The 26,009-nt window shown below is 61.0% G+C and carries 21 protein-coding genes and 4 tRNA genes; 23 read left to right on the plus strand and 2 right to left on the minus strand.

What is annotated here, in order from left to right; genetic code table 11:
* Window positions 1–139 precede the first annotated feature (139 nt).
* The 10 genes from gltX to QZR30_RS12355 all read left to right on the plus strand — a co-directional run bounded on the left by gltX (window position 140) and on the right by QZR30_RS12355 (window position 6,742).
* Window positions 140–1,621, plus strand: coding sequence for a glutamate--tRNA ligase (gene gltX, locus QZR30_RS12310; RefSeq protein ID WP_046068947.1), 1,482 nt, complete (start codon window positions 140–142; stop codon window positions 1,619–1,621).
* A 147-nt stretch (window positions 1,622–1,768) separates the two neighbouring features.
* Window positions 1,769–1,844 (plus strand) — tRNA-Ala (locus tag QZR30_RS12315).
* Window positions 1,845–1,922: 78 nt separating this feature from the next.
* Window positions 1,923–1,998 (plus strand) — tRNA-Glu (locus tag QZR30_RS12320).
* Window positions 1,999–2,048: 50 nt separating this feature from the next.
* A tRNA-Ala gene (locus QZR30_RS12325) sits at window positions 2,049–2,124 on the plus strand.
* A gap of 78 nt (window positions 2,125–2,202) precedes the next feature.
* Window positions 2,203–2,278: transfer RNA gene (locus tag QZR30_RS12330), tRNA-Glu, on the plus strand.
* 182 nt (window positions 2,279–2,460) lie between these two features.
* Window positions 2,461–3,000: a TetR/AcrR family transcriptional regulator gene (locus tag QZR30_RS12335; protein ID WP_046068946.1), complete on the plus strand. Its 540-nt coding sequence runs from the start codon at window positions 2,461–2,463 to the stop codon at window positions 2,998–3,000.
* A 14-nt stretch (window positions 3,001–3,014) separates the two neighbouring features.
* Window positions 3,015–3,845 (plus strand): alpha/beta hydrolase, encoded by an 831-nt coding sequence (locus QZR30_RS12340; RefSeq protein WP_046068945.1) that lies wholly within the window; start codon window positions 3,015–3,017, stop codon window positions 3,843–3,845.
* A 38-nt stretch (window positions 3,846–3,883) separates the two neighbouring features.
* Window positions 3,884–4,318: an acyl-CoA thioesterase gene (locus QZR30_RS12345; RefSeq protein ID WP_005789778.1), complete on the plus strand. Its 435-nt coding sequence runs from the start codon at window positions 3,884–3,886 to the stop codon at window positions 4,316–4,318.
* Window positions 4,319–4,373: 55 nt separating this feature from the next.
* The gene (locus tag QZR30_RS12350) at window positions 4,374–5,336 is read left to right on the plus strand and encodes a tRNA dihydrouridine synthase (protein WP_046068944.1); all 963 of its coding nucleotides are present in this window, start codon (window positions 4,374–4,376) and stop codon (window positions 5,334–5,336) included.
* 458 nt (window positions 5,337–5,794) lie between these two features.
* Window positions 5,795–6,742 carry a CsgG/HfaB family protein gene (locus tag QZR30_RS12355; RefSeq protein ID WP_233518714.1) on the plus strand — a complete coding sequence of 316 codons (948 nt, stop codon included), beginning with the start codon at window positions 5,795–5,797 and terminating at the stop codon, window positions 6,740–6,742.
* Between the two features lie 3 nt (window positions 6,743–6,745).
* Here QZR30_RS12355 and QZR30_RS12360 read toward each other — a convergent pair whose 3' ends face one another.
* Window positions 6,746–10,024: a sensor domain-containing protein gene (locus QZR30_RS12360; protein WP_046068943.1), complete on the minus strand. Its 3,279-nt coding sequence runs from the start codon at window positions 10,022–10,024 to the stop codon at window positions 6,746–6,748.
* A 66-nt stretch (window positions 10,025–10,090) separates the two neighbouring features.
* Window positions 10,091–10,981 carry a LysR family transcriptional regulator gene (locus QZR30_RS12365; protein ID WP_046068942.1) on the minus strand — a complete coding sequence of 297 codons (891 nt, stop codon included), beginning with the start codon at window positions 10,979–10,981 and terminating at the stop codon, window positions 10,091–10,093.
* A 140-nt stretch (window positions 10,982–11,121) separates the two neighbouring features.
* On the opposite strand from QZR30_RS12365, the gene leuC reads away from it, so the two are divergent.
* The 13 genes from leuC to QZR30_RS12430 all read left to right on the plus strand — a co-directional run bounded on the left by leuC (window position 11,122) and on the right by QZR30_RS12430 (window position 25,983).
* Window positions 11,122–12,540, plus strand: coding sequence for a 3-isopropylmalate dehydratase large subunit (gene leuC / locus QZR30_RS12370; RefSeq protein WP_046068941.1), 1,419 nt, complete (start codon window positions 11,122–11,124; stop codon window positions 12,538–12,540).
* A 10-nt stretch (window positions 12,541–12,550) separates the two neighbouring features.
* Complete coding sequence (gene leuD, locus QZR30_RS12375) at window positions 12,551–13,195, plus strand: 3-isopropylmalate dehydratase small subunit (protein WP_059397194.1); 645 nt, start codon at window positions 12,551–12,553, stop codon at window positions 13,193–13,195.
* Between the two features lie 150 nt (window positions 13,196–13,345).
* Complete coding sequence (locus tag QZR30_RS12380; RefSeq protein WP_311903356.1) at window positions 13,346–14,110, plus strand: class I SAM-dependent methyltransferase; 765 nt, start codon at window positions 13,346–13,348, stop codon at window positions 14,108–14,110.
* Between the two features lie 54 nt (window positions 14,111–14,164).
* On the plus strand, window positions 14,165–15,247 hold the full coding sequence (leuB, locus tag QZR30_RS12385) for a 3-isopropylmalate dehydrogenase (protein WP_046068938.1): 1,083 nt from the start codon (window positions 14,165–14,167) through the stop codon (window positions 15,245–15,247).
* 64 nt (window positions 15,248–15,311) lie between these two features.
* The gene (asd, locus tag QZR30_RS12390; protein WP_005789767.1) at window positions 15,312–16,424 is read left to right on the plus strand and encodes an aspartate-semialdehyde dehydrogenase; all 1,113 of its coding nucleotides are present in this window, start codon (window positions 15,312–15,314) and stop codon (window positions 16,422–16,424) included.
* A 192-nt stretch (window positions 16,425–16,616) separates the two neighbouring features.
* The gene (locus QZR30_RS12395; RefSeq protein ID WP_059397197.1) at window positions 16,617–17,627 is read left to right on the plus strand and encodes an aspartate-semialdehyde dehydrogenase; all 1,011 of its coding nucleotides are present in this window, start codon (window positions 16,617–16,619) and stop codon (window positions 17,625–17,627) included.
* A 161-nt stretch (window positions 17,628–17,788) separates the two neighbouring features.
* Window positions 17,789–20,314 (plus strand): FimV/HubP family polar landmark protein, encoded by a 2,526-nt coding sequence (locus tag QZR30_RS12400; RefSeq protein WP_311903357.1) that lies wholly within the window; start codon window positions 17,789–17,791, stop codon window positions 20,312–20,314.
* Window positions 20,315–20,544: 230 nt separating this feature from the next.
* Window positions 20,545–21,369: a tRNA pseudouridine(38-40) synthase TruA gene (gene truA / locus QZR30_RS12405; protein WP_046068935.1), complete on the plus strand. Its 825-nt coding sequence runs from the start codon at window positions 20,545–20,547 to the stop codon at window positions 21,367–21,369.
* A 64-nt stretch (window positions 21,370–21,433) separates the two neighbouring features.
* Window positions 21,434–22,066: a phosphoribosylanthranilate isomerase gene (locus tag QZR30_RS12410; RefSeq protein WP_056846721.1), complete on the plus strand. Its 633-nt coding sequence runs from the start codon at window positions 21,434–21,436 to the stop codon at window positions 22,064–22,066.
* Between the two features lie 242 nt (window positions 22,067–22,308).
* Window positions 22,309–23,229 (plus strand): acetyl-CoA carboxylase, carboxyltransferase subunit beta, encoded by a 921-nt coding sequence (gene accD / locus QZR30_RS12415; RefSeq protein WP_032888267.1) that lies wholly within the window; start codon window positions 22,309–22,311, stop codon window positions 23,227–23,229.
* Entirely contained in the window at window positions 23,226–24,533 is a 1,308-nt protein-coding gene (folC, locus tag QZR30_RS12420) for a bifunctional tetrahydrofolate synthase/dihydrofolate synthase (RefSeq protein ID WP_056846720.1), read from the plus strand. Before accD ends, folC begins: the two co-directional genes overlap by 4 nt.
* Window positions 24,517–25,176, plus strand: coding sequence for an SPOR domain-containing protein (locus tag QZR30_RS12425; RefSeq protein ID WP_043051727.1), 660 nt, complete (start codon window positions 24,517–24,519; stop codon window positions 25,174–25,176). Before folC ends, QZR30_RS12425 begins: the two co-directional genes overlap by 17 nt.
* A gap of 249 nt (window positions 25,177–25,425) precedes the next feature.
* Complete coding sequence (locus QZR30_RS12430; protein WP_005789751.1) at window positions 25,426–25,983, plus strand: CvpA family protein; 558 nt, start codon at window positions 25,426–25,428, stop codon at window positions 25,981–25,983.
* The last annotated feature ends 26 nt before the right edge of the window (window positions 25,984–26,009 follow it).

Genomic DNA, 26,009 nt, shown 5'->3' on the forward strand with positions numbered 1-26,009 from the left:
CTGTTATGTGTGAACTCGGTCAAATGTGGGAGGGGGCTTGCCCCCGATGGCCGCGCCGCGGTTTTCCAGAAATCCCCCAGGCTGTTACCATTCGCCCCTTGCTTCAATTTTCAGTTTTATCGCCCATTCGAGACCTGCCATGACCACCGTCCGCACGCGCATTGCGCCATCGCCTACTGGGGATCCCCACGTCGGTACTGCCTACATCGCCTTGTTCAACTACTGCTTTGCCAAGCAGCACGGCGGTGAATTCATCCTGCGGATCGAAGATACCGACCAACTGCGTTCCACCCGTGAGTCGGAGCAGCAGATTTTCGACGCCTTGCGCTGGTTGGGCATTACCTGGGCCGAAGGCCCGGACGTCGGCGGCCCCCATGGCCCGTACCGCCAGAGCGAGCGCAGCGACATCTACAAGCAGTACACCCAGCAACTGGTCGACATGGGCCACGCCTTCCCGTGCTTCTGCACCGCCGAAGAGCTGGACCAGATGCGCGCTGAGCAGCAGGCCCGTGGCGAAACCCCACGCTACGATGGCCGTGCGTTGTTGCTGTCCAAAGAAGAAGTGGCCGCACGCCTGGCAGCTGGCGAACCTCACGTGATCCGCATGAAGGTGCCAAGCGAAGGCGTGTGCGTGGTGCCGGACATGCTGCGCGGCGATGTCGAGATCCCGTGGGACCGCATGGACATGCAGGTGCTGATGAAGACCGACGGCCTGCCGACGTACTTCCTGGCCAACGTGGTCGACGATCACCTGATGGGCATCACCCACGTATTGCGTGGCGAAGAGTGGCTGCCCTCGGCGCCGAAGCTGATCCTGCTCTACGAGTACTTTGGCTGGGAACAACCGCAGCTGTGCTACATGCCGCTGCTGCGTAACCCGGACAAGAGCAAGCTGTCCAAGCGCAAGAACCCGACGTCGGTAACCTTCTATGAGCGCATGGGCTTTATGCCTGAAGCGATGCTCAACTATCTGGGCCGCATGGGTTGGTCGATGCCGGACGAGCGTGAGAAGTTCTCGCTGCAGGAAATGGTCGACAACTTCGACCTGTCCCGCGTCTCCCTGGGCGGGCCGATCTTCGATATCGAGAAGCTGTCGTGGCTCAATGGCCAGTGGCTGCGTGACCTGCCGGTGGAAGAGTTCGCCAGCCGTGTGCAGCAGTGGGCGTTGAACCCTGAGTACATGATGAAGATCGCGCCATTGGTGCAGGGCAGGGTAGAGACCTTCAGCCAGGTCGCACCGTTGGCCAGTTTCTTCTTCGCCGGGGGCGTGAACCCGGATGCCAAGTTGTTTGAGTCGAAGAAGCTTTCGGCTGACCAGGTTCGCCAACTGATGCAGTTGATCCTGTGGAAGCTCGAAAGCCTGCGCCAGTGGGAGAAGGACGCCATCACCGCGACGATCCAGGCGGTAGTGGAATCCCTGGAGTTGAAACTGCGCGACGCCATGCCCCTGATGTTTGCCGCGATCACCGGGCAGGCCAGTTCAGTGTCGGTGCTCGATGCGATGGAAATCCTTGGGCCGGACCTGACCCGTTTCCGTCTTCGCCAAGCCCTTGATTTGCTTGGTGGTGTGTCGAAGAAAGAAAACAAGGAATGGGAAAAACTGCTGGGCGCCATCGCGTAATCAGGCCGCTGCAGTGACAAAACCCCGGTTTTCCGGGGTTTTGTCGGTAAGTGATTGTTATCCCGGCAAAAAATTTTGGAAAATGTTGAAAATAAATTTGACACCTTTCCAAACCGCCATTAAGATTCGCCCCGTCCTCACCGATGAGGGGCTATAGCTCAGCTGGGAGAGCGCTTGCATGGCATGCAAGAGGTCAACGGTTCGATCCCGTTTAGCTCCACCAATCTACAGGTTCAAGGTCTGGCCACACCGGCCTTGAATCGATCAGGTCTCAGCCCTGATCAGTTGTACAGAAGGTTTTGTCCCCTTCGTCTAGTGGCCTAGGACACCGCCCTTTCACGGCGGTAACAGGGGTTCGAGTCCCCTAGGGGACGCCAGTTTCAACAAGCAGCTCGCAAGGTCTGCTGCGCCGCGAGGCGAAAAATCCGGGGCTATAGCTCAGCTGGGAGAGCGCTTGCATGGCATGCAAGAGGTCAACGGTTCGATCCCGTTTAGCTCCACCAATTTACAGGTTCAAGGTTTGGCCACACCGGCCTTGAATCGATCAGGTCTCAGCCCTGATCAATGTACAGAAGGTTTGTGTCCCCTTCGTCTAGTGGCCTAGGACACCGCCCTTTCACGGCGGTAACAGGGGTTCGAGTCCCCTAGGGGACGCCACGATTACCCGCTTTGCGGGATTTTTAAGGGTCATTCAATTATTGAATGGCCCTTTTGTTTGTCTGGCGTTTGGCCAATCCTCTCCCCAACCCCATTCCTGTGTACTGACCAATGGTCATGCCGGTCGCTTGCCAAATATTATTATGGTAATAATATTCAACCCATGAGAGACGGAGGCAAGTATGAGCGATAAAAAAGCCCAGACCCGCGAGCGTATTCTGCAGGCTGCCAGCGCGGCGTTGATCCAGCGTGGCCCGGCTGAGCCAAGCGTGGGCGAAGTCATGGGTGCGGCGGGGCTGACGGTCGGTGGTTTCTATGCGCACTTTGAAAGCAAGGACGCCTTGATGCTCGAGGCGTTCACGCAGCTGTTGGCCAAGCGTCGCGCGTCCATTGACGACATGGACTCCCAACTGACCGGTGAAGAACGCAGGGCGCTGGTGGCGGCGTTTTATCTGTCGCGCAAGCATCGCGACTCTACCACCCAGGCTTGCCCGATCCCGGCGACGGTGGGCGAGATGAGCCGCCTGCCCGATGAATTCCGCCAGGCGCTGAATGAGCACTGTGAGCTGATGGCTGCGCAGCTGGCGGCCAGCCCTGAGGACACTGACAAAGCCCTGGCGGACATGGCGCTGATGATCGGCGGCCTGGCCCTGGCGCGTGCCCTTGGCCCGGGTGAGTTGTCTGACCGTGTGCTGCGCGCTGCCAAGTCGGCCGTACGCTAGAAGAGGGCTGGAAGATGGGCACGTTAACCTGGACTCGTCGCTTCAACGGCACCCTGGGGCATCTGGCGCCGCAAACCGTGGCCAACAGGATGCGACGTGTGTTCATGACGCCGCGTGACCTGCCGCCACGAGCCTGGGAGCTGCCGCTGTTGGCGCAGTCGGAGCGCATTACTTTGCGCTTTGGCTTGTCCGCCCTGCGCTGGGGCCAGGGCCCGGCGGTGCTGTTGATGCACGGCTGGGAAGGTCGGCCCACCCAGTTCGCCAGCCTGATCACTGCGTTGGTGGACAACGGTTATTCAGTGATTGCCCTCGATGGTCCTGCCCATGGTCGTTCGCCGGGGCGTGAAGCCCATGTGCTGCTGTTTGCCCGCGCCATGCTTGAGGCCGCTGCCGAGTTACCGCCGCTGCATGCGGTAGTTGGCCATTCCATGGGCGGTGCCAGTGCGATGCTGGCGGTGCAGCTGGGGCTGCGTACCGAGGCGTTGGTGAGTATTGCCGCGCCGTCGCGTTTTCTGGATGTGTTGCGCGGCTTCACCCAGATGGTCGGCCTGCCGGCGCGTGCGCGGGCGGCGTTCATCCAGGAAGTGGAACTGACGTTCGGCATGCCCCTCAAGCACCTGGATGTGGCTCACTACCAGATGAATATTCCCGGCCTGATCGTGCATGCCGAAGACGACACCTTTGTGCCGGTCAAGGCGTCGCAAGCCATCCATGAGGCATGGTTCGACAGCCGTCTGCTGCGCCTGGAGGCCGGCGGGCATCAGAAAGTGCTGGCCGACCCAAGGGTGATCGATGCGGTACTCGTGCTGTTGGCTGGCCGCCTACAGGAACGGCAAATCGCCTGATACACTGCCCCGCCGACATTAATCGACTGGAGCAAGGCATGGGCTGGGACCTGGCAACGCCGTTTATCATCGATCTGCAGGTCGCGCCTGAGGACATCGACGGCCTCGGGCACGCCAATAACGCAGTGTACGTGTCCTGGCTGGAGCGTTGTGCCTGGCGCCATTCCCAGCGCCTGGGGCTGGACCTCACCGAATACCGGCGCCTGGATCGTGCCATGGCCGTGGTGCGCCACGAGATCGATTACCTGGCGGCCGGCTATGAAGGCGATGAGTTGCAACTGGCCACCTGGATCGTCGATTGGGACCAGCGCCTGAAAATGACCCGTCGTTTCCAGCTGGTACGCCCCCGTGATGGCGCGACCCTGCTGCGTGCACAAACCACCTTTGTGTGCATCGAGCTGTCCAGCGGCAAGCCCAAGCGTATGCCCGCCGAGTTTATTGAAGGTTATGGCCCCGCCCTGACCGGGGGTTAACGGTTACCGCAGGAAACCCAGTAAACTGCGCCACGATTTTTGTTGAGTGTTTTCCATGCAAATTGCCTTGGCGCCCATGGAGGGGTTGGTCGACAACATCCTGCGGGACGTGTTGACCCGCGTGGGCGGTATTGATTGGTGCGTGACCGAGTTCATCCGCGTCAACGACCGCCTGCTCACCCCTGCCTATTTCCATAAGCTCGCTCCGGAACTGCTGCACGGTGCCCACACGGCGGCAGGCGTGCCACTGCGTGTACAACTGCTCGGTTCCGACCCGGTATGCCTGGCGGAAAATGCCGCACTGGCCTGCGAGTTGGGCTCGCAAGTCATCGACTTGAACTTCGGTTGCCCGGCCAAGACGGTGAACAAATCCCGTGGTGGCGCGGTGCTGCTCAAGGAGCCGGAATTGCTCAACCAGATTGTCGAACACGTGCGCCGCGCCGTACCCGCTCATATTCCGGTCACCGCCAAGATGCGCCTGGGCTTCGACAGCCCGGACGGGGCGTTGGTGTGCGCCACGGCCCTGGCCGAGGGCGGTGCTGCGCATATCGTGGTGCATGCGCGCACCAAGGCCGATGGCTACAAGCCGCCGGCCCATTGGGAGTGGATCCCGCGGGTGCAGGACGTGGTCAAGGTGCCTGTATTTGCCAATGGCGATATCTGGAGCGTCGAAGACTGGAAGCGTTGCCGCGAAATCAGTGGTGCCGAAGACATCATGCTGGGCCGTGGCTTGGTGGCGCGCCCTGACTTGGCGCGGCAGATCGTAGCCGCGAAGGCGGGCGAGGACGTGGTCGAAATGACCTGGGCGCAGATGCAGCCGATGCTGCAGGAATTCTGGCGCCAATCGGTGGCGCAACTGACTGAAAAGCAGGCGCCCGGCCGCTTGAAGCAATGGCTGGCGATGCTGACACGCAATTACCCGGAGGCGGTGGAGCTGTTCACGGCCCTGCGCCGTGAGACGCAATTGGAGCAGGTCAGTCGCCTGTTGGGCATGCAGCACCCCGTCACGTTGGATTGAATCATTAATTAAGTTTTAAATTTACCTGATAGGGCTCCAGTGGAGCCCTATCTTTCTCGTGCGCGAAATACCATAAAAACTCAGCTTGAAGTTGCTCGAATATTATCGGCTATTTACATGTAAGCAGTTTATTAACGTATGTAAGGATCGAGCTTTGTCGGCAGCCGCGTGGTGCAAGGGCTCAACGGGCGCAGACAAGAAGTGGCGTCCTTGAGTACGTGTAGGTGTGGTTATATGAGAAACGATTTCGGGAACTCGATAGGCGAATTCTCCACGAATAGGTGGACTGGGTGACGCTGTTGTTTCCAGTTCATAAAAATCAAATCAATACCCGCACTGAATCAGGGGCGGAAGAGCGCCCCGAGGCTGTGTATGCGCGGGCTGGTTTAAAATTTTAAGAAAAGCAGGCACCTTCGGCGACGTGTGTATTCGTGGGATGCCTGTGTGTGGAGAAGTATATGTCTATCCATTCAATAAACAATATTGCGCGTATTGTAGATTTCAATAAGTTCGGTGATCTGGCTGAGGCGAGTAATAAGTCAAGCCCAGCGCTGTGGTCTGGCAGTGAGGGTATTAAGCGCGATGTAAACGTTCCTGCCAGCACGGTGTCGGAAAGCAAAACCGAAACTGACAAGTTGCCGGAAGTTCTTACTGCGTTGCGTTCAATTTCTTTTCAGTTACAAGCATTGATATCTGATCGAAGAGATAGACGGGCCCAGGTACGTCCTGATGCACCTGCTCCTTCCGTAGAAGTTACCCCGCAGGTGACGCCAGAACCTGTCGCCCCCAAACCAGGCGCTGCACTGGAAATCCAGGGGCTTTCCAGCAAGCGAAATGGCGCCAAGCCTGACAACATCTGGAGCGGGTTTCGCCAAGGCCCCGATGGCAACTGTGTGACGGTATCGGCCATCAAGGCGGCGATGTATCGATTTGGCCAGAGCCCCACGGATATTTTCAAGGAAGTGATCAAAACCAGTGGCGGCTACCAGGTGGTCATGCGTGACGACTTCAAGCTCACCCTGACCGACCGTGAGCTCGCCGAAGGGGCACGAAGCGCGCGGTTTGTCGGCGCGGACAAGGGGATGCTCAAGGATGCGCAGTTTTTGTTTGCGGTCAGTGCCAAGCGTGCGCAGATGGAAAACAATGATCGTACGGCGGGCCGAAGCTTCCAGGCGGCGATCCGCAGTTTGAATAATGGCGAGGACGAGACCGGGCCGGGTGAAGGGTTCATGCGGCTGGGGTTGAAGAAGCATATGAAAAAGGTTTCTGTACGCGACCTTGCTAACGGGCAACTGGGTATGTGTAACCGGGCCATGCATTCGGTGGCGGTCATCAATGGCCGCGAAGAATTATGGGGGCGCCAAGGTTCGGCCCCCACGCGAGGTCAGGCCGTAGCGCTGATGTGATCGCTACTCCAGCAGTCGCCTGAACCCCTCTATCGGTAACGGCCGGCTGTGCAAATAACCCTGGAATAAATGGCAGCCCAGCTGCTGCAGGAACGCCAGTTGTTCCGGGGTTTCCACGCCCTCGGCAATCACCTCCAGGTTCAAGCTGCGCGCCATGGCTACGATGGCGCGGATGATTTCCGCATCATTCGGGTCGTGGGTCGCATCGCGTACGAACGACTGGTCAATTTTCAATGCATCCACCGGCAGGCGCTTGAGGTAGGTCAGGGATGAGTAGCCGGTGCCGAAATCATCCATTGCGAAGCTCACGCCTAGCTTTTTCAGGCGGCGCATCTTCGCCACGGTATCGTCAAGGTTCTGGATGACAATGCCTTCGGTGATCTCCAGTTTCAGCAGGCTGAAGGGTAGTTGGTGCTGTTCGAGGCTGCGTTCCACCCGCTCCACAAAATCATTTTGGCGAAACTGCCGCGGGCTGATGTTCACGCACAGGCTGAAATTGAGCGGGTCCACCAGGCCGTCGGCAATCAATTGTGCGAAGGCGCCGCAGGCTTCGTCGAGAATCCAGGTGCCGACTTCCAGGATCAGGCCGCTGTCTTCCAAAACCTTGATAAATTCCGTTGGCGACTGCGCGCCCAGTTGCGGATGCTGCCAGCGCACCAGGGCCTCGGCACCGACAATCCTGTTGCCGCGCGCGTCTACTTGAGGCTGGTAATGCACGCTGAACTCGCCGCGTGACAAGGCCAGGCGCAGGTCGGTTTCCATGCGCAGGCGCTCGCTGGCGGTTTTTTGCATGCTGTTGTGGAACATCTGTGTGGTATTGCGTCCTGAATCCTTGGCGCGGTACAGGGCGATGTCAGCGCGCTTGAGCAGGTCGGCCGGTGTGCTGCCATGGTCGGGAATCAGCGCCACGCCGATGCTCGGCGTGACCTGCAGCCGATGGCCGTCGAGGAACATCGGTTCCGAAAGTAACTCGCGAAGAGTGTCGGCCAATGCTTGCACCTGGCTGCTGACGGCCTGGCGCGAACCCTCCAGGCCGCTGAGCAGCACCACGAACTCATCGCCGCCCAGGCGTGCCACGGTGTCTTCCATGCGTACGCTGGCTTCCAGGCGTGCGGTGACAATTTTTAGTACGGTGTCGCCCACCGGATGGCCGAGGGAGTCGTTGATGTGCTTGAAGTGGTCGAGGTCAAGAAACAGCAGGGCGCCGCGCAGGTTGTGGCGCTTGAGCAAGGCGATCTGCTGGCTCAGGCGATCCATCAGCAGCGCACGGTTGGGCAGGTTGGTGAGCGGGTCGTGGTACGCCAGGTGACGGATCTGCGCCTGGGCGTTTTTCAACAGGCTGACGTCGCGTGCGGTCAGCAACAGGCATGGGGTTTCATTCAAGGTGATCGGCTCAACCGAAACCTCCACCGCCAACACCTCGCCACGTTTGTTGTGCCAGAGCATTTCCAGATGATGAATGCGGCCCTTGACCTGCAACTCGGCCAGTAGGGCGGCGCGCTGGTTTTCATCGGCCCAGATGCCGATCTGGTAGAGGGTCAGGCCGATCACTTCCTCGGTGCGGTAACCGGTCAGGCGGCAAAAACCATCATTGACCTCCACATAACGGCCGCTGTCGCGCTCGGTGATGGAAATCGCGTCGGGGCTGGAGTGGAATGCCTTGGCGAATTTCTCTTCACTGGCCTTGAGCGCGGCTTCCGAGCGTTGCTGCTGGGTGATATCGCGCAGTGTGGTGACGATGCATGACTGGTCGCTGACCTTGATCAAGCGGCTGGAAATCACGCAGGTCAGGCTTTGGCCGTTCTTGTGATGCACCACGACGGCCACATTGCTCAGGGCCTGTTCGCGAATCACCTGCTCGATGCGTTGCAGGCGCTTGCTGGACTCGTCCCACAGGCCGATCTGTTCGGCGCTTTTGTCGATCACTTCGGCGGCGGTAAAGCCGAAGGTCTGGGTGAATGCGGGGTTGATCTCAATAAAGGCGCCGCTGTCCAGGTCGGTCACGCAGATCGGGTCGGGACTGGCCTGGAACAAGCTGGCGAATTTTTCTTCGGAGGCTGTGAGCCGTTGTTCGCGCTCGACCTGGTCGGTGATATCCAGCAACGTACCGGCCATGCGCAAGGGGTGGCCAGCCTCGTCGCGATACAGGCGGGCACGGCTTTCCAGGTAGCGTGGGCTGCCGTCCTCCATCAGCACGCGATACGTCAACTGATAGTTGCCACCCGGCCCTTCGCGCAAGCTGCGGTAGGCGTTGCGCATGCCCTCGCGATCTTCATCGGACATGCCTTCGAAAAACGCGTCGAAGGACTCGTGGAACGGTGCGGGGTCCAGGCCGTGCAATTGGGCGGCGCGGGCCGAGCCGTAAAGCATGCCGCTGGGTATGTGCCAGTCCCAGGTGCCCAGCTGTGCCGAATCCAGGGCCAGGTCCAGGCGTTCCTGGCTGTCCTTGAGCGCTTGTTCGGCATTTTTGCGCTCTGTAGTGTCGAGGAACGTGCTGATCAGGTAGGCCTCGCCGTCCAGCTCGACTTTCTGAGCGCTGAGGGTGCCGTCGTGGATCTGGCCGTTGCTGGCGCAGAACTGCACCTCCATGGTCATGGGCTCGCCTTTGCGCTGGGTGGCCTTGACCAGCAGTGCGCGTTGTTCAGGGTCGCGCCACAAGCCCAGCTCCAGGGTGGTGCGGCCGATGGCGTCGGCCACCGGCCAGCCGAACAGCATTTCGAAGTACTGGTTGGCCTCGCTGATCAAACCGTCGGCCTGGCGCGTCAGCAGCACCATGTTCGGGCACAAGTGGAACAGCGTGGCGAAGCGCTTTTCTGAATGACTGAGGGCGTATTCGCGTTCGCGCTGGTGAGTGATCTCACGAATCACTCCGATCATGCGGCGGCGACCCGCTTTGTCGGGCGCCAGGCTGCCGCTGATCTCCAGCCAGTGCAGGCTGCCATCGGGCCACTGGATGCGGTGGTGCATGGCGCGCTCGAATGGCTCCCCGGCGAGTACCGCGTGAAAACCGCGTATCACGCGGGTTCGGTCTTCCGGTGCGAGCAGATCGAGATAGTCGAGGTCTTTGGGCAGCGGCTGGCGAGGATCAAAGCCAAATAGCGCCTGGGTGCCCCGGGACCAACTGATTTTTCCCGTATCGATTTCCCAGCACCAGGCACCCAGCCGGGCGGCATTGAGGGCCGCCAGCAATTGCGGGGCGCTGTCCCAGCTCTGTTCCGCCGCTTGTGGGTCCAGGGCGTAGATGCGGGGCAGGGGAGGTATCGGGTCGACGGGATTGCGCATTATCAAAGGGCCTTGGCTCGTTGGGAAAACAGCGCGGTAGTAGTTAGAGCCCGGGGCCGCACGGTGTCATGCCGGTAACCCTGGCAGATCGACCTGTGCATCCAATAGGCTCATGAAGGCCCGCGCAGCGTTCGACAGCGTCCTTTCGGTGTGCACGATATAGCCTAGCTGGCGACTGAGCTGTATGCCCGGCAAAGCGATACTTGCCACCTGGTCATCGAGCATGGTGCGCGGCAACACGCTCCAGGCCAGGCCGATGGAGACCATCATCTTGATGGTTTCGAGGTAATTGGTGCTCATGGCGATATTCGGCGCAAGGCCCTGGGCCTCGAACAACCGGCTGACAATGTGGTGGGTGAAGGTATTGCCCCCAGGGAACACTGCCGGGTGCGCGGCGATATCGGCCAGGCTGATGGAGCCATTGCTGATCAGGCTGTGTTCGGGTGCTACCACGAAATCCAGCGGGTCATCCCATACCGGCGTGGCGCGCACCAGGTTGTGGGGCTCGGGCGCCAGGGTAATCACCGCCACTTCGGCACGACCGTGGAGGATTTCTTCGTAGGCCACTTCCGAATCGAGAAACTGAATATCCAATGCCACGTTCGGGTATTGCCGAGTGAACGTGCGCAGGACCGGTGGCAGGCGGTGCAGGCCTATATGGTGGCTGGTGGCCAGAGTGAGTCGCCCGCTGACTTCGCCGGTAAGGTTGGTCAGGGCGCGACGGGTGTCGTCCAGCACATTGAGGATCTGATAGGCACGAGGCAGCAAGGCTCGCCCGGCTTCGGTCAAACCCACTTCACGGCCCAGGCGATCGAACAGACGCACCTTCAGTTGTTGTTCCAGGCCAGCGATGCGTTTGCTGATGGCCGGTTGGGTCAGGTGCAGGCGTTCGCCGGCACCCGAGAAACTGCCGGTTTCAGCGATGGCAATAAAGGCGTTGAGGTTGGCCAGGTCCATGGTGATATTCCAGTTGGTAATCCAAAGCATAAAAAATATGAATTTGAGTTATTTAATGTAGCGCCATACCATCAGCCTCACAAGCCAAAGGGTTATTGAAAAGCCCGGCGTATAGAAGCACCGCTGATGAGGACCGACTGATGGCCGGCAAAACGCTTTACGACAAGCTTTGGGATTCCCATGAAGTGAAACGTCGCGATGATGGATCGTCGCTGATCTATATCGACCGTCACATCATCCATGAAGTGACCTCGCCCCAAGCGTTCGAAGGCCTGCGACTGGCTGGGCGCAAGCCCTGGCGCGTCGACTCGATCATCGCCACTCCGGACCACAACGTGCCGACCACGCCTGAGCGCAAGGGCGGTATCGAAGCCATTGCCGATCAGGTCTCGCGTTTGCAGGTACAGACCCTCGACGACTACTGTGACGAATATGGCATCACCGAATTCAAGATGAATGATGTGCGTCAGGGCATCGTTCACGTCATCGGCCCGGAGCAGGGTGCGACCTTGCCGGGCATGACCGTGGTCTGCGGCGACTCTCATACCTCCACCCACGGTGCATTCGGCGCCCTGGCCCATGGCATCGGCACTTCCGAGGTGGAACATGTGTTCGCCACCCAGTGCCTGGTGGCCAAGAAGATGAAGAACATGCTGGTGCGCGTCGAAGGCACCTTGCCGTTTGGCGTGACCGCCAAGGACATCGTACTGGCCGTGATCGGCAAGATCGGCACCGCTGGCGGCAACGGCCACGCCATCGAGTTTGCCGGCAGCGCGATTCGCGACCTGTCCATCGAAGGTCGCATGACCATCTGCAACATGTCCATCGAGGCCGGTGCGCGCGTGGGCATGGTGGCGGCGGACGAGAAAACCGTCGAGTACGTCAAAGGCCGCCCATTTGCCCCGCAAGGCGCCGATTGGGATGCCGCCGTGGAAGCCTGGAAGGACCTGGTGTCCGACGCCGATGCGGTGTTCGACACCGTGGTCGAGCTGGACGCCGCGCAGATCAAGCCACAGGTCAGTTGGGGCACTTCGCCGGAAATGGTCTTGGCGGTTGACCAGAACGTGCCGGACCCGGCGAAAGAGGCTGACCTGGTCAAGCGTGGTTCCATCGAGCGCGCCTTGAAGTACATGGGCTTGAAAGCCAATCAGGCGATTACCGACATCCAGTTGGATCGCGTATTCATCGGCTCCTGCACCAACTCGCGGATCGAAGACCTGCGCGCCGCGGCAGTGATCGCCAAAGGCCGCAAAGTCGCCTCGACCATCAAGCAAGCCATCGTGGTGCCAGGTTCAGGCCTGGTCAAGGCCCAGGCCGAAGCTGAAGGCCTGGACAAGATCTTCCTCGAAGCCGGTTTTGAATGGCGTGAGCCGGGCTGCTCGATGTGCCTGGCGATGAACCCCGACCGCCTGGAGTCGGGCGAGCATTGCGCGTCCACTTCCAACCGTAACTTCGAAGGGCGTCAGGGCGCTGGCGGGCGTACCCACTTGGTCAGCCCGGCCATGGCTGCCGCGGCGGCCGTCAACGGTCGTTTCATCGACGTTCGCGAATTGATCTGAGGAATACCCGATGAGAGCTTTTACCCAACACACAGGCCTTGTCGCGCCGTTGGACCGTGCCAACGTGGACACCGACCAGATCATCCCCAAGCAGTTCTTGAAGTCGATCAAGCGCACCGGGTTTGGCCCCAACCTGTTTGACGAGTGGCGCTACCTGGACGTGGGCTATGCCTACCAAGACAACTCCAAGCGCCCGCTGAACAAAGACTTTGTGCTCAACGCGGAGCGTTACCAGGGCGCCAGCGTATTGCTGGCCCGGGAAAACTTCGGCTGCGGCTCCAGCCGTGAGCACGCGCCGTGGGCCCTGGAGGAATACGGCTTTCGCAGCATTATCGCGCCGAGCTATGCCGACATCTTCTTCAATAACAGCTTCAAGAACGGCCTGTTGCCGATCATCTTGAGCGACGCCGAAGTGGATGAGCTGTTCCATCAGGTGGAAGCCACTGTGGGCTACCAATTGACCGTCGACCTGGCCGCACAGACCGTGACTCGCCCGGATGGCAAGGTGTATCACTTTGAGGTGGATGCGTTCCGTAAACACTGCCTGATCAACGGCCTGGATGATATCGGCCTGACCTTGCAGGACGGCGATGCGATTGCGGCGTTTGAAGCCAGGCATCGGGCGAGCCAGCCTTGGTTGTTTCGCGATGCATAGATTGATGTAGGCAGGGCCGCCGCTATCGGGAGCAAGCCCCCTCCCACATTTGACCCAGTTCCTCCAGTTTGAAATGCGATCAAATGTGGGAGGGGGCTTGCTCCCGATAGGGCCAGAACAAACACCACAAGGTCCATTGAGGAATCCCCCATGACCACCACCGCCCACACCCAAGTCGTGCAAAAGCAATTCGGCGAACAAGCCTCGGCCTACCTGAGCAGTGCCGTACACGCCCAGGGCACCGAATTCGCGCGGCTCCAGGCCGAGCTGGCCGGGCAGGGCGCTGCACGACTGCTGGACCTGGGCTGCGGTGCCGGTCATGTGAGCTTCCATGTCGCACCTTTGGTCAACGAAGTGGTGGCCTACGACCTGTCCCAGCAAATGCTCGATGTGGTTGCCGCGGCTGCGGTTGACCGCGGCCTGGACAATATCCGTACCGTACACGGCGCCGCCGAACGCCTGCCCTTTGCCGATGGCGAGTTCGACTTCGTGTTCAGCCGTTATTCGGCCCACCACTGGAGCGACCTGGGCCTGGCCCTGCGCGAAGTACGCCGAGTGCTCAGGCCGGGTGGCGTGGCGGCGTTTGTCGATGTCTTGTCACCGGGCAGCCCATTGCTGGACACTTACCTGCAAACCGTCGAAGTGCTGCGCGACACCAGTCACGTGCGTGATTACTCCGCCGCCGAGTGGATGCAGCAACTCAGCGAGTCCGGTCTGCATGTGCGCAACAGCAGCCGCCAGCGTCTGCGTCTGGAATACACCTCGTGGGTTGAGCGCATGCGCACGCCAGAGGTGTTGCGCACGGCAATCCTTGAGCTGCAACAGGCGATGGGCCAGGAAGTGCGTGAATACTACGAAATACAGGCCGACGGCACCTTCAGCACCGACGTGCTGGTGGTGTTTGCCGAACGCTGATTGGATTTTTCCCGACCTGCCCGCGGGCGGGTCGCTTGATGAAATGAGGAACACATGAGCAAGCAGATTCTGATTCTCCCTGGCGACGGTATTGGCCCGGAAATCATGGCCGAAGCGGTCAAGGTCCTGGAATTGGCCAACAGCAAATACAGCCTGGGCTTCGAGCTGAGCCACGACGTAATCGGCGGCGCCGCCATCGACAAGCACGGCGTGCCCCTGGCTGACGAAACCCTGGACCGCGCCCGTGCGGCCGACGCCGTGCTGCTCGGCGCCGTGGGCGGGCCGAAATGGGACAAGATCGACCGTGACATCCGCCCCGAGCGCGGCCTGCTGAAAATCCGTGCGCAACTGGGCCTGTTCGGCAACCTGCGCCCGGCGATCCTCTATCCGCAGCTGGCCGACGCCTCGAGCCTCAAGCCGGAAGTGGTGGCAGGCCTGGATATCCTCATCGTGCGTGAGCTGACCGGTGGTATCTATTTCGGCTCGCCACGAGGTGTGCGTGAGTTGGAAAATGGCGAACGCCAGGCCTACGACACCTTGCCGTACAGCGAGAGCGAAATCCGCCGTATTGCCCGAGTCGGTTTCGACATGGCCCGCGTGCGTGGCAAGAAGGTCTGTTCGGTGGATAAGGCCAACGTACTGGCCTCCAGCCAACTGTGGCGCGAAATCGTCGAGGAGGTCGCCAAGGACTACCCGGACGTCGAACTGAGCCACATGTATGTCGACAACGCCGCCATGCAGCTGGTGCGCGCGCCCAAGCAATTCGACGTGATCGTCACCGACAACCTGTTCGGCGACATCCTGTCCGACCAGGCCTCGATGCTCACCGGTTCCATCGGCATGCTGCCGTCGGCGTCCCTGGACACCAACAACAAGGGCATGTACGAGCCGTGCCACGGTTCGGCGCCGGATATCGCAGGCCTTGGCATTGCCAACCCGTTGGCGACCATTTTGTCGGTATCGATGATGCTGCGTTACAGCTTCAACCTGGCTGATGCGGCGGACGCGATCGAGAAAGCCGTCAGCCTGGTGCTTGACCAGGGCCTGCGTACCGGTGACATCTGGTCACAGGGTTGCACCAAGGTCGGTACGCAAGAAATGGGCGACGCAGTAGTCGCCGCGCTGCGGAATCTGTAATCTCTCGGGCCCGCTTGCAGTTGTTGCTGCAAGGCGGCCCACTTTTTAACAAGGTGTAGTTGCGATGAAACGTGTAGGTCTGATCGGTTGGCGCGGTATGGTCGGTTCCGTGCTCATGCAGCGGATGCTGGAAGAGCAGGATTTCGATCTTATTGAGCCGGTGTTTTTCACCACTTCGAACGTAGGTGGCCAAGGGCCGTCCGTGGGCAAGGATATCGCCCCGCTCAAGGATGCCTACAGCATTGAAGAGTTGAAGACCCTCGACGTGATCCTGACGTGCCAGGGTGGCGACTACACCAGCGAAGTCTTCCCCAAGCTGCGCGAAGCCGGCTGGCAGGGTTACTGGATCGATGCCGCCTCGAGCCTGCGCATGCAGGACGACGCAGTGATCATCCTGGACCCGGTCAACCGCAAGGTCATCGACCAGCAACTGGATGCCGGCACCAAGAACTACGTCGGCGGCAACTGCACCGTCAGCCTGATGCTGATGGGCCTGGGCGGCTTGTTCGAGGCCGGTTTGGTCGAGTGGATGAGCGCCATGACCTATCAGGCGGCCTCCGGCGCCGGCGCGCAGAATATGCGCGAGCTGATCAAGCAGATGGGCGCGACCCACGCTGCGGTCGCCGATCAACTGGCCGACCCGGCCAGTGCGATCCTTGACATCGACCGCCGTGTGGCCGAAGCCATGCGCAGCGATGCTTACCCGACCGAGAACTTCGGTGTGCCATTGGCCGGCAGCCTGATCCCGTGGATCGACAAGGAACTGCCCAACGGCCAGAGCCGCGAAGAGTGGAAGGCCCAGGCCGAGACCAACAAGATCCTCGGGCGCTTCAAGAACCCGATCCCGGTGGACGGCATCTGCGTACGCATCGGCGCCATGCGTTGCCACAGCCAGGCGCTGACCATCAAGCTGAACAAAGACGTGCCGATCGCCGATATCGAAGGGCTGATCAGCCAGCACAACCCTTGGGTCAAGCTGGTGCCGAACAACCGCGATATCAGCATGCAGGAGCTGAGCCCGACCAAGGTCACCGGCACCCTGAATGTGCCGGTGGGCCGCTTGCGCAAGCTGAACATGGGCAGCCAGTTCCTTGGCGCGTTCACCGTCGGCGACCAACTGCTGTGGGGCGCGGCTGAGCCGTTGCGTCGCATGTTGCGGATCTTGCTGGAACGTTGATCGCTTAAGCTTAAGGTAGTAAGAGAAACCCGCGTTCTGGTGACAGGCGCGGGTTTTTTGTTGGTCTTTCGGGCCCAATCGGGGGCAAGCCCCCGATTGGGCCATCAGCCACACCACAAGGCCCAGGCTAATTGCCTCACCCCCAACCACCCGGTAAAGTGCCGCTCCCCCGTAACGCCCGAGGCAACCCCCATGACCCAGACCTTTGAAATCGCCGTGATCGGCGCCACCGGCACCGTTGGCGAAACCCTGGTGCAGATCCTTGAAGAGCTGAATTTCCCGGTGGGCACCTTGTATTTGCTGGCGGGCAGTAACTCGGCGGGGGCTTCGGTGCCGTTTCGTGGCAAGAACGTGCGGGTCAAGGAGGTCGACGAGTTCGACTTCAGCAAGGCGCAGCTTGCGTTCTTTGCGGCGGGCCCAGCGGTGACCCTGAGCTTCGCCCCGCGTGCCACGGCCGCCGGCTGTTCGGTGATTGACTTGTCCGGCGCACTGCCGGCCGAGCAGGCGCCGCAAGTTGTACCGCAGGCTAACGCCCATGTGCTGGAGGGTTTGAAAAAGCCGTTCCAGCTCGGCAGCCCAAGCCCTTGCGCCACTTACCTTGCGACGGTGCTGGCGCCGCTGCGTGGCTTGGTGGACATCCAGCAGGTCAGTGTCACCGCCAACCTGGCGGTCTCCGCCCAGGGCCGCGAAGCCGTCAGCGAGTTGGCCCGCCAGACTGCCGAGCTGTTGAACGTGCGTCCGCTGGAGCCGAAGTTCTTCGACCGGCAAATGGCTTTCAATCTGTTGGCACAAGTCGGTACCCCAGATGCCCAGGGTCATACAGAGCTGGAGAAACGTCTCGTACATGAGTTGCGTGCCGTGCTGGAAACACCTTTGCTAAAGATTTCCGCAACCTGCGTTCAAGCCCCGGTGTTTTTTGGCGATAGCCTGACTGTGTCGTTGCAATTGGCCGCGCCGGTCGATCTGGTCGCGGTGAACCGCGCCCTCGAGGCGGCGCCAGCTATCGAGCTGGTCGAGGAGGGCGATTATCCAACGGCTGTAGGCGACGCCGTCGGCCAGGACGTTGTATACGTAGGACGAGTCCGCGCAGGTGTAGACGACCCCGCGGAACTAAATCTGTGGCTGACGTCAGATAACGTACGCAAGGGCTCGGCCCTGAACGCCGTGGAATTGGCGCAGTTGTTGATAAAAGGCCTTGCGTAAAAGATACTTGGCGGCAATTTGTAGATTGATTCTAGCCAGGCGCTATGCTTGGCCCCAAGTGGAACACAAGCGCGTCGGTAACCTATCGGCTCGCCATGCCTTATGGCAGCGGTTACCAACCTTCTCGCAGGGCGGGGAGTGTTCAAACAAAGGATGAGGCTATGGTTCAAGTTCGCAAACTGGTGTTAGCAATAGCGGCCGCCTCGGCGCTGACCTCCGGTATGGCGCAGGCGCTGCAACTTGGGGAGATGACCCTCAAGTCGAAGTTGAACCAGCCGCTGTCCGTGGAAATCGAATTGCGCGACGTCGGCGGCCTCACGGCTTCCGAGATCACGCCAAGCCTGGCTTCGGCCCAGGCTTTCGTGGATGCGGGTGTCGACCGCCAGGCGTTTCTCGATGACCTGACGTTCACGCCGGTGATCAACCCCGAAGGTCGCAGCGTCGTGCGGGTGACCTCCAGCAAGCCGCTGCCCGATTCCTATGTGCGTTTCCTGATGCAGGTGCAATGGCCCAACGGCCGCCTGATGCGTGACTACAGCGTGCTGCTCGACCCGGCCAAGTTCGACCAGCCGGCCCCGACTGCCAGCGCGCCGGCCAGCACTGCGCCCGCGGTCAGCCAGCCGGCCCAGCACACCACCACCTCCCGCGACACCTTGTGGGAAATTGCGGCGAAGAATCGCAATGGTGCCTCGATCCAGCAGACGATGCTGGCCATTCAGGCGCTCAATCCTGATGCCTTTGTCGACGGCAATATCAACCGTCTGAAAACTGGCCGGGTCCTGCGCCTGCCGGATGCCACACAAAGCACTGCGCTGGCGCAACCGCAAGCGATTGCCGAAGTAAGCGCGCAGAACGCCGCCTGGCGCCAAGGCCGCCGTACCCCTCAAGGCCAAGTGGCCGGCAAGGCGCAGTTGGATGCGACCAAACGCACCCAGGCCGGCAATGCGCCGTCGAGCACCTCGGCCCAGGACAACTTGAGCCTGGTCTCGGCCGAGTCCGCCAAGAAAGGCGTGAAGGGCAAGGCCGCTGACAGCCGCGCCCTGAGCGACAAACTGGCGATGACCCAGGAAGAGCTGGACACCACGCGCCGCGATAACGAAGAACTGAAAAGCCGCGCCGCCGATTTGCAGAGCCAGTTGGACAAGCTGCAAAAGCTGATTCAACTGAAGAATGACCAGCTCGCCCGCTTGCAGGCTGAAAAAGGTGAGCCGGCGACGGCGGCCATGCCTGCGCAGCTGGCCGGCGAGCCCGAGGCGGCGCCGGCAACACCTGCGGCGCCCGTTGCGGCCCCGGCACCTGAACCTGCCCCTGAACCGGTCAAGCCGGCTGCAGCGCCTGCCAGCACCGAAGGCAAGTTCAACGACCTGCTGACCAACCCGATTGTGCTTGGCATCCTTGGCGGCGCAGCCATCCTGGTGGTGCTGCTGCTCTTGCTGCTGTGGGCGCGCCATCGCAATGCCCGCCGCGAAGAAGAAAAACACCTGCGCATGGCTCGGGCGTTGGCCGAAGAGCCTGAGTTCACCTCCAACATTGACCAGGACCTGCCGCCCGACAGTTTCGAAGGCCTTGAAGTACCGCCGCCGAGCGTCAAGCTGGCGACCGCTCCAGCGCCTGCCCCGGTGGTTGAGCCCGTAGTCGTGCCGACTGTTGCCTCTGTGCTCGCGCCGCTGGCTGTGGCCGTGGCCCAGGAGAACTCCAGCGATGCCCTGGCGCAAGCCCAGTCCCATATCGACCGTGGTCACCTGAACCAGGCGGCTGATGTGCTCGAGCAAGCCATCAAGCACGAGCCCAAGCGCAGCGACCTGCGCTTGAAGCTGATGGAAGTCTACGGCCTGCAGAACGACAAGGACGGTTTCGTCACCCAGGAGCGCCAATTGGTGGCCAACGGTGAGAACCATGCCCAAGTCGAGCAGCTGAAGGCGCGCTTCCCGGCCATGGCCGTGTTGGCCGCGGGTGTCAGTGCCGCAGTGGCCGCCGCAGCCTTGGATGCGCAATACGTCAAGGACCTGCTCGACGATAAGCCGGCTCCGACGCCTCAGGCGGATGCGGCCGCGCTCGATACCGATTTCGACCTGAGCCTGGATGATCTGGAGGCCGCTTCACCGGCCGAGATCGCGCAAGACCAGCAAACCTTTGAGGCGCTGTTGCAGCAACAGACCGCAGCCAAGCCTGATGCGCAGGACCTGTCGGACTTCGACTTGGACCTGCAGTTGGAGCCGCCGGCGTCGCAGTCCGATGACGATTTCCTTTCGGGGCTCGAAGGGCAGGTGGCGGATGTGCCGCCGGTAGATCCACCCACACTGACACCCGCCGCACTGGACGAATTCGAACTGCCGGAAGACTTCGACCTGTCTCTGGCAGATGAACCGAACGCCCCCGCAGCCAAGCCCGACGCCTTTTCGTCGGAGCTGGATGATGTCAACGCCGAACTGGACCGCTTGTCCCAGAGCCTGGAACATCCGCCCATCGAGCCTTCCTTCACCGCAGAAGATGCGGCGCTGGGCGGTGATGAGCCGGAATTCGACTTCCTCTCGGGCACCAATGAGGTCGCCACCAAGCTGGACCTGGCCCAGGCGTACATCGACATGGGTGATGCGGACGGTGCAAAGGACATCCTGTCTGAAGTGTTGACCGAGGGTGATGAAGGTCAGCGTAGCGAAGCCAAGGAAATGCTCGGCCGCATCTAACGCCAGGCGCCGTAACAGTGTGGGAGGGGGCTTGCTTCCGATAGCGGTGGCTCAGTCAATGAACCTGTTGACTGATACTCCACTATCGGGAGCAAGCCCCCTCCCTCATTTGTTTGGCATCGATCCATAACAAAACGCCCGCCACGCATCCGGCGCCTTTATAATGCCCGCCTTTGCGCAACTCATCAGGCTCTCAGTTCTTGGCAAATATAGATAACGCGGCCGCCGAAATGGCGGCCGCAGGCTTTTACCGCATCGCCCTGGGCGTGGAATACAAAGGCTCGCGCTATCGCGGCTGGCAGCGCCAGGCTTCTGGCGTGCCAACGGTGCAGGAAACCCTGGAAAACGCCCTGTCCAAAGTCGCTGATTCGCCGGTGTCGCTGATGTGTGCCGGGCGTACCGATGCGGGTGTCCACGCCTGTGGGCAGGTGGTGCATTTCGACACCCAGGCCGAGCGTTCAATGAAGGCATGGGTGATGGGCGCCAATATCAATTTGCCCCATGACGTCAGTGTGAGCTGGGCCAAGGTCATGCCGGCGCACTTTCATGCACGCTTCAAGGCCATCGCCCGGCGTTACCGCTACGTGATCTACAACGATCAGATCCGCCCGGCGCACCTCAACGAAGAAATCACCTGGAACCATCGCCCGCTGGATGCCGAGCGCATGGCCGAGGCCGCGCAGCATCTGGTGGGTGTGCATGACTTCAGCGCCTTCCGCGCCGGCCAGTGCCAGGCCAAGTCGCCAATCAAGGAGGTCCACCACCTGCGGGTCACCCGGCACGGCAAGATGATCGTGCTGGATATCCGCGCCGGGGCCTTCCTGCATCATATGGTGCGCAACATTGCCGGCGTACTGATGACCATCGGTACCGGCGAGCGCCCGGTGGAGTGGGCCAAGGAAGTGCTGGAAAGCCGCATTCGTCGCACGGGCGGCGTTACGGCACATCCGTTTGGCCTGTATCTGGTGGATGTGGAGTACCGCGACGAGTTCCAATTGCCGGAACGCTTTATCGGTCCACACTTCCTCACAGGTTTCAGCGAACTTGGCGGCTGACGCCTGGAAAAGCTTTTGTTACCATCCGGGACTTTCACGGTCCAAACCCTGAGGTTCCTACGATATGCCAGCCGTTCGCAGCAAGATTTGCGGGATTACCCGCATAGAAGACGCGCTCGCGGCAGTCGAGGCGGGGGCGGATGCCATCGGTTTAGTGTTTTATGCCAGGAGCCCGCGGGCGGTGAATGTGTTGCAGGCGCGGGCAATCATCGCCGCGCTGCCGCCATTCGTGACCACGGTGGGCTTGTTCGTCAATGCCAGCCGTTGCGAGCTCAACGAAACCCTGGATGCCGTGCCGCTCGACATGCTGCAGTTTCACGGTGATGAAACGCCAGAGGAGTGTGACAGCTATCAGCGCCCTTACATCAAGGCGCTGCGGGTCAAGGCCGGCGACGATATCGCCGCTGCGTGCGCAGCCTATGCCGGTGCTCGCGGGATCCTGCTGGACACCTACGTCGAAGGCGTACCGGGCGGCACGGGCGAGGCGTTCGATTGGTCGCTGATTCCTGCGGGCCTGAGCAAGCCGATCATCCTTGCCGGCGGGCTCAATCCGGCCAATGTCGCGGCGGCAATCGTCCAGGTCCGACCCTATGCGGTGGATGTCAGCGGCGGGGTAGAGCAGGCCAAGGGCGTCAAGGACCATGGCAAGATTCGCGCATTTGTGCAGGCCGTGCGCAACAGCAGTGGTGGGATGTGACGGCTGGCAGTCTGCCGCCGTCCATAACTACCACTGTGTAAAACAGCCCGGCGCCGCCTGTGGTGGGCCGGAAATGAAGTGGCAACCCTGCGCTGGCAGGTTGTCTGGAAGGCTGAGGATACGGCAGGAAATGGCAGGTCGAACGTCTGACCCCGTCCCGCAGGTATCATCGCCACATATGAATTTAGCTCAAGGGCATACGCGGGGCTGTGTTCAAGCCACCGGTACTGGAGAAAGAAAGCATGAGCAACTGGTTAGTAGACAAACTGATCCCTTCGATCATGCGTTCCGAGGTGAAGAAAAGCTCGGTTCCTGAAGGTCTGTGGCACAAGTGCCCATCCTGCGACGCGGTGCTGTACCGCCCGGAACTGGAAAAGACCCTGGACGTTTGCCCCAAGTGCAACCACCACATGCGTATCGGCGCGCGCGCGCGCATCGACATCTTTTTGGATGCCGACGGCCGCAACGAACTGGGCGCTGACCTGGAACCGGTCGACCGCCTCAAGTTCCGCGATGGCAAGAAATACAAGGACCGCCTGACCGCTGCGCAGAAGCAGACCGGTGAGAAAGACGCGCTGATCTCGGTCAGCGGCAAGCTGCTGGGCATGCCCGTGGTGGTCTCGGCCTTCGAGTTCTCCTTCATGGGCGGTTCCATGGGCGCCATCGTCGGCGAGCGCTTCGTACGCGCTGCCAACTACGCCCTGGAAAACCGCTGCCCGATGATCTGCTTCGCCGCCTCCGGTGGTGCGCGTATGCAGGAAGCCTTGATCTCCCTGATGCAAATGGCCAAGACCTCGGCGGTATTGGCGCGTCTGCGTGAAGAGGGCATCCCGTTCATCTCCGTACTGACCGACCCGGTCTACGGCGGCGTTTCCGCCAGCCTGGCGATGTTGGGTGATGTGATCGTCGGCGAGCCCAAGGCGCTGATCGGTTTTGCCGGCCCGCGAGTGATTGAGCAAACCGTGCGGGAGAAACTGCCGGAAGGCTTCCAGCGCAGCGAATTCTTGCTGGAGCATGGCGCAATCGACTTGATCATTCCACGTGGCGAACTGCGCCCACGCCTGGGCAACCTGCTGGCGCAAATGATGGGCCTGCCGACCCCTGTGTACGTCGCGCCTAAAGTCGAGCCAATCGTCGTGCCGCCGGTGCCTGCAAACCTATGACCCAGCGTACCCTGGGCGAATGGCTCGCCTACCTTGAGCAGTTGCATCCGTCCGCCATCGACATGGGCCTGGAGCGCTCGCAACAGGTAGCGGCCCGCCTTGGGTTGGGTCAGCCGGCACCGCGTGTGATCACGGTGACCGGCACCAACGGCAAGGGCTCCACCTGTGCCTTTGTCGCCGCGCTGTTGCAGGCCCAGGGCCTGAAAGTCGGCGTGTACAGCTCGCCGCACCTGCTGCGCTACAACGAGCGCGTGCAGCTCAATGGTGTCGAAGCCACCGACGAACAGTTATGCGAAGCCTTCGCTGCCCTGGATGCCGGGCGTGGCGATATTTCCCTGACGTATTTCGAGATGGGCACCCTGGCGGCGTTCTGGCTGTTCGAGCGTGCGCAACTGGATGTGGTGGTGCTGGAAGTCGGCCTCGGCGGGCGCCTGGACACGGTCAATGTGGTGGATGCCGACCTGGCGTTGGTCACCAGCATTGGTGTCGACCACGCCGACTACCTGGGCGATACCCGTGAGTCGGTGTCGTATGAAAAGGCCGGGATCTTCCGCCAGGGTAGGCCGGCGCTGTGTGGCGACCTGGATCCGCCGCAACCCTTGCTGGACAAGGTGCGCGAACTGGAGTGCCCATTCTACCTGCGCGGTCGCGAATTCAATCTTGAAATCGGTGCTTCCCATTGGCAATGGCGCGGGCGTGATGCGCGTGGCAAGGCGGTAGAGCTGCTGGATCTGCCGCTGCTGAACCTGCCGATGGAAAACGCCGCGCTGGCGCTGCAAGCGTATTTGCTGCTGGACCTGCGTTGGGATGCCGCGCAGATTGCCCAGACGTTGCAAGCCACGAAAGTGGTCGGGCGCCTGGATCGTCGCGCCTTCGACTGGGCAGGCAAACGCCTGAACCTGTTGTTGGATGTGGGGCATAACCCCCATGCTGCCCACTACCTGGCGCAGCGTCTGTCGCGCACGCCACCGGCCGGTCGTCGCCTTGCCGTGTTCGGGTTGTTGGCCGACAAGGACCTCGACGGCGTGGTTGCGCCGTTGCTGGGCAGCGTTCAGTCTTGGGCCGTTGCGCCGCTGGATACGCCGCGTAGCCGCCCGGCGGTTGAGCTGGAAGTTGCGTTGCAGAACCTTGGCGCGCTTGTGGCGTCGTATGCAAGCGTCACCGCTGCCCTCGAGGCTCAGTGTGCGGTAGCGACCGCCGACGACGAAATCCTGTTGTTCGGATCATTTTATTGTGTCGCCGAGGCGCTCGAATGGTTGGCCCGGCGCTCCACGGAGGAAGCTGCACATGGCATTACTGGATAGCGCATACAAGCAGCGAATGGTCGGAGCCCTGGTGTTGGTGGCATTGGCAGTGATTTTCCTGCCGATGCTGTTCTCCCGCCAGGATGAGCAGCGCCAGGTCGTGGTTGAGGCGCCTGCTGCACCCCAGGCGCCCGTGGTGCCTCAGGTTCAGGTCGAGCCGGTGGTGGTGCCTGAACCGCAGGCTTTGCCAGAGGAAGAACCCGTGCCGACTGACGAGGAGGTCGCCGCGCAAGAGGCGCCTTCGATGCCGGTGCAGCCGAGTGTGCCGGTGGTCAAGCCGACACCGGCCCCGACAGTCGCCGCCAAACCAGCTGCGCCTGCACCGGCGCCCAAGCCGGTAGCGCCGCAGCCTGCCGCACCGGGTAAGCCGGACGTGGGCCAGAGCCGCATCGACCCCAATGGCCTGCCGATCAGCTGGTCGATCCAGCTGGCCAGCCTGGCCAATCGCGAAAGTGCCGATGCTCTGCAGAAAAAGCTGCGTGCCCAAGGCTATAACGCTTATATCCGTAGTGCTGACGGCAAGAATCGCGTGTTTGTTGGGCCGCTGATCGAGCGTGCCGAGGCTGATCGCCTGCGGGACTTGTTGGGGCGCCAGCAGAACCTCAATGGGTTTGTGGTGCGCTTCCAGCCTGAGCGCGGCTGATTCAAGCAGGCAGTAATGCAATCTAAATGTGGGAGGGGGCTTGCTCCCGATAGCGGTGGGTCAGTGTCAGTTGTATTGACTGATCCATCGCTATCGGGAGCAAGCCCCCTCCCACAGTGGTTTATGCTGGGCTTGAAATGGCGTTCATACCGCCCAATCTATTGATTTGCAAAGCACCCGCAATCACAGCTTACCCATCGCCCGGCGCTCTGCTAAAATGCGCCGCCTTATCCGTACGTAGGCTGCACTGTGCCATTTACCTGGGTTGATTGGGCGATTGTTGCCATCGTCGCCATCTCCGCTTTGATCAGTCTGAGCCGCGGCTTCGTAAAAGAAGCACTGTCGTTGCTGACCTGGATCATCGCAGGAGTCGTAGCCTGGATGTTCGGTGGTTCACTGTCGGTCTACCTGGCTGGATACATAGAGACACCTTCGGCTCGCGTCATCGCGGGCTGCGCCATCATGTTCATCGCCACGCTGCTGGTGGGGGCAATGGTCAATTATCTTATTGGCGAGTTGATACGTGTCACCGGCCTCTCCGGGACCGATCGATTTCTCGGCATGGCCTTCGGCGCTGCGCGTGGCGCGTTGCTGGTGGTCGTGGCGGTCGGGCTGTTGAGCCTGGGGCCGGTACAGCAGGATTCGTGGTGGCAGGAGTCGGTACTCGTGCCAAAATTTCTATTGGTTGCAGATTGGTCCAAGAACCTCATCCTGGGGTGGAGCAGTCAGTGGCTGGCCAGCGGAATCAGCGTACCCGCTGATCTTCCGTTCAAGGAACACCTCTTGCCGGCGCAAACGCCTCAGTAAGCTGTGTTCAGTCAAGATTCATTAAG

It is taken from the genome of Pseudomonas sp. rhizo25 (assembly GCF_031931935.1).
GTDB classification, from domain to species: domain Bacteria; phylum Pseudomonadota; class Gammaproteobacteria; order Pseudomonadales; family Pseudomonadaceae; genus Aquipseudomonas; species Aquipseudomonas synxantha.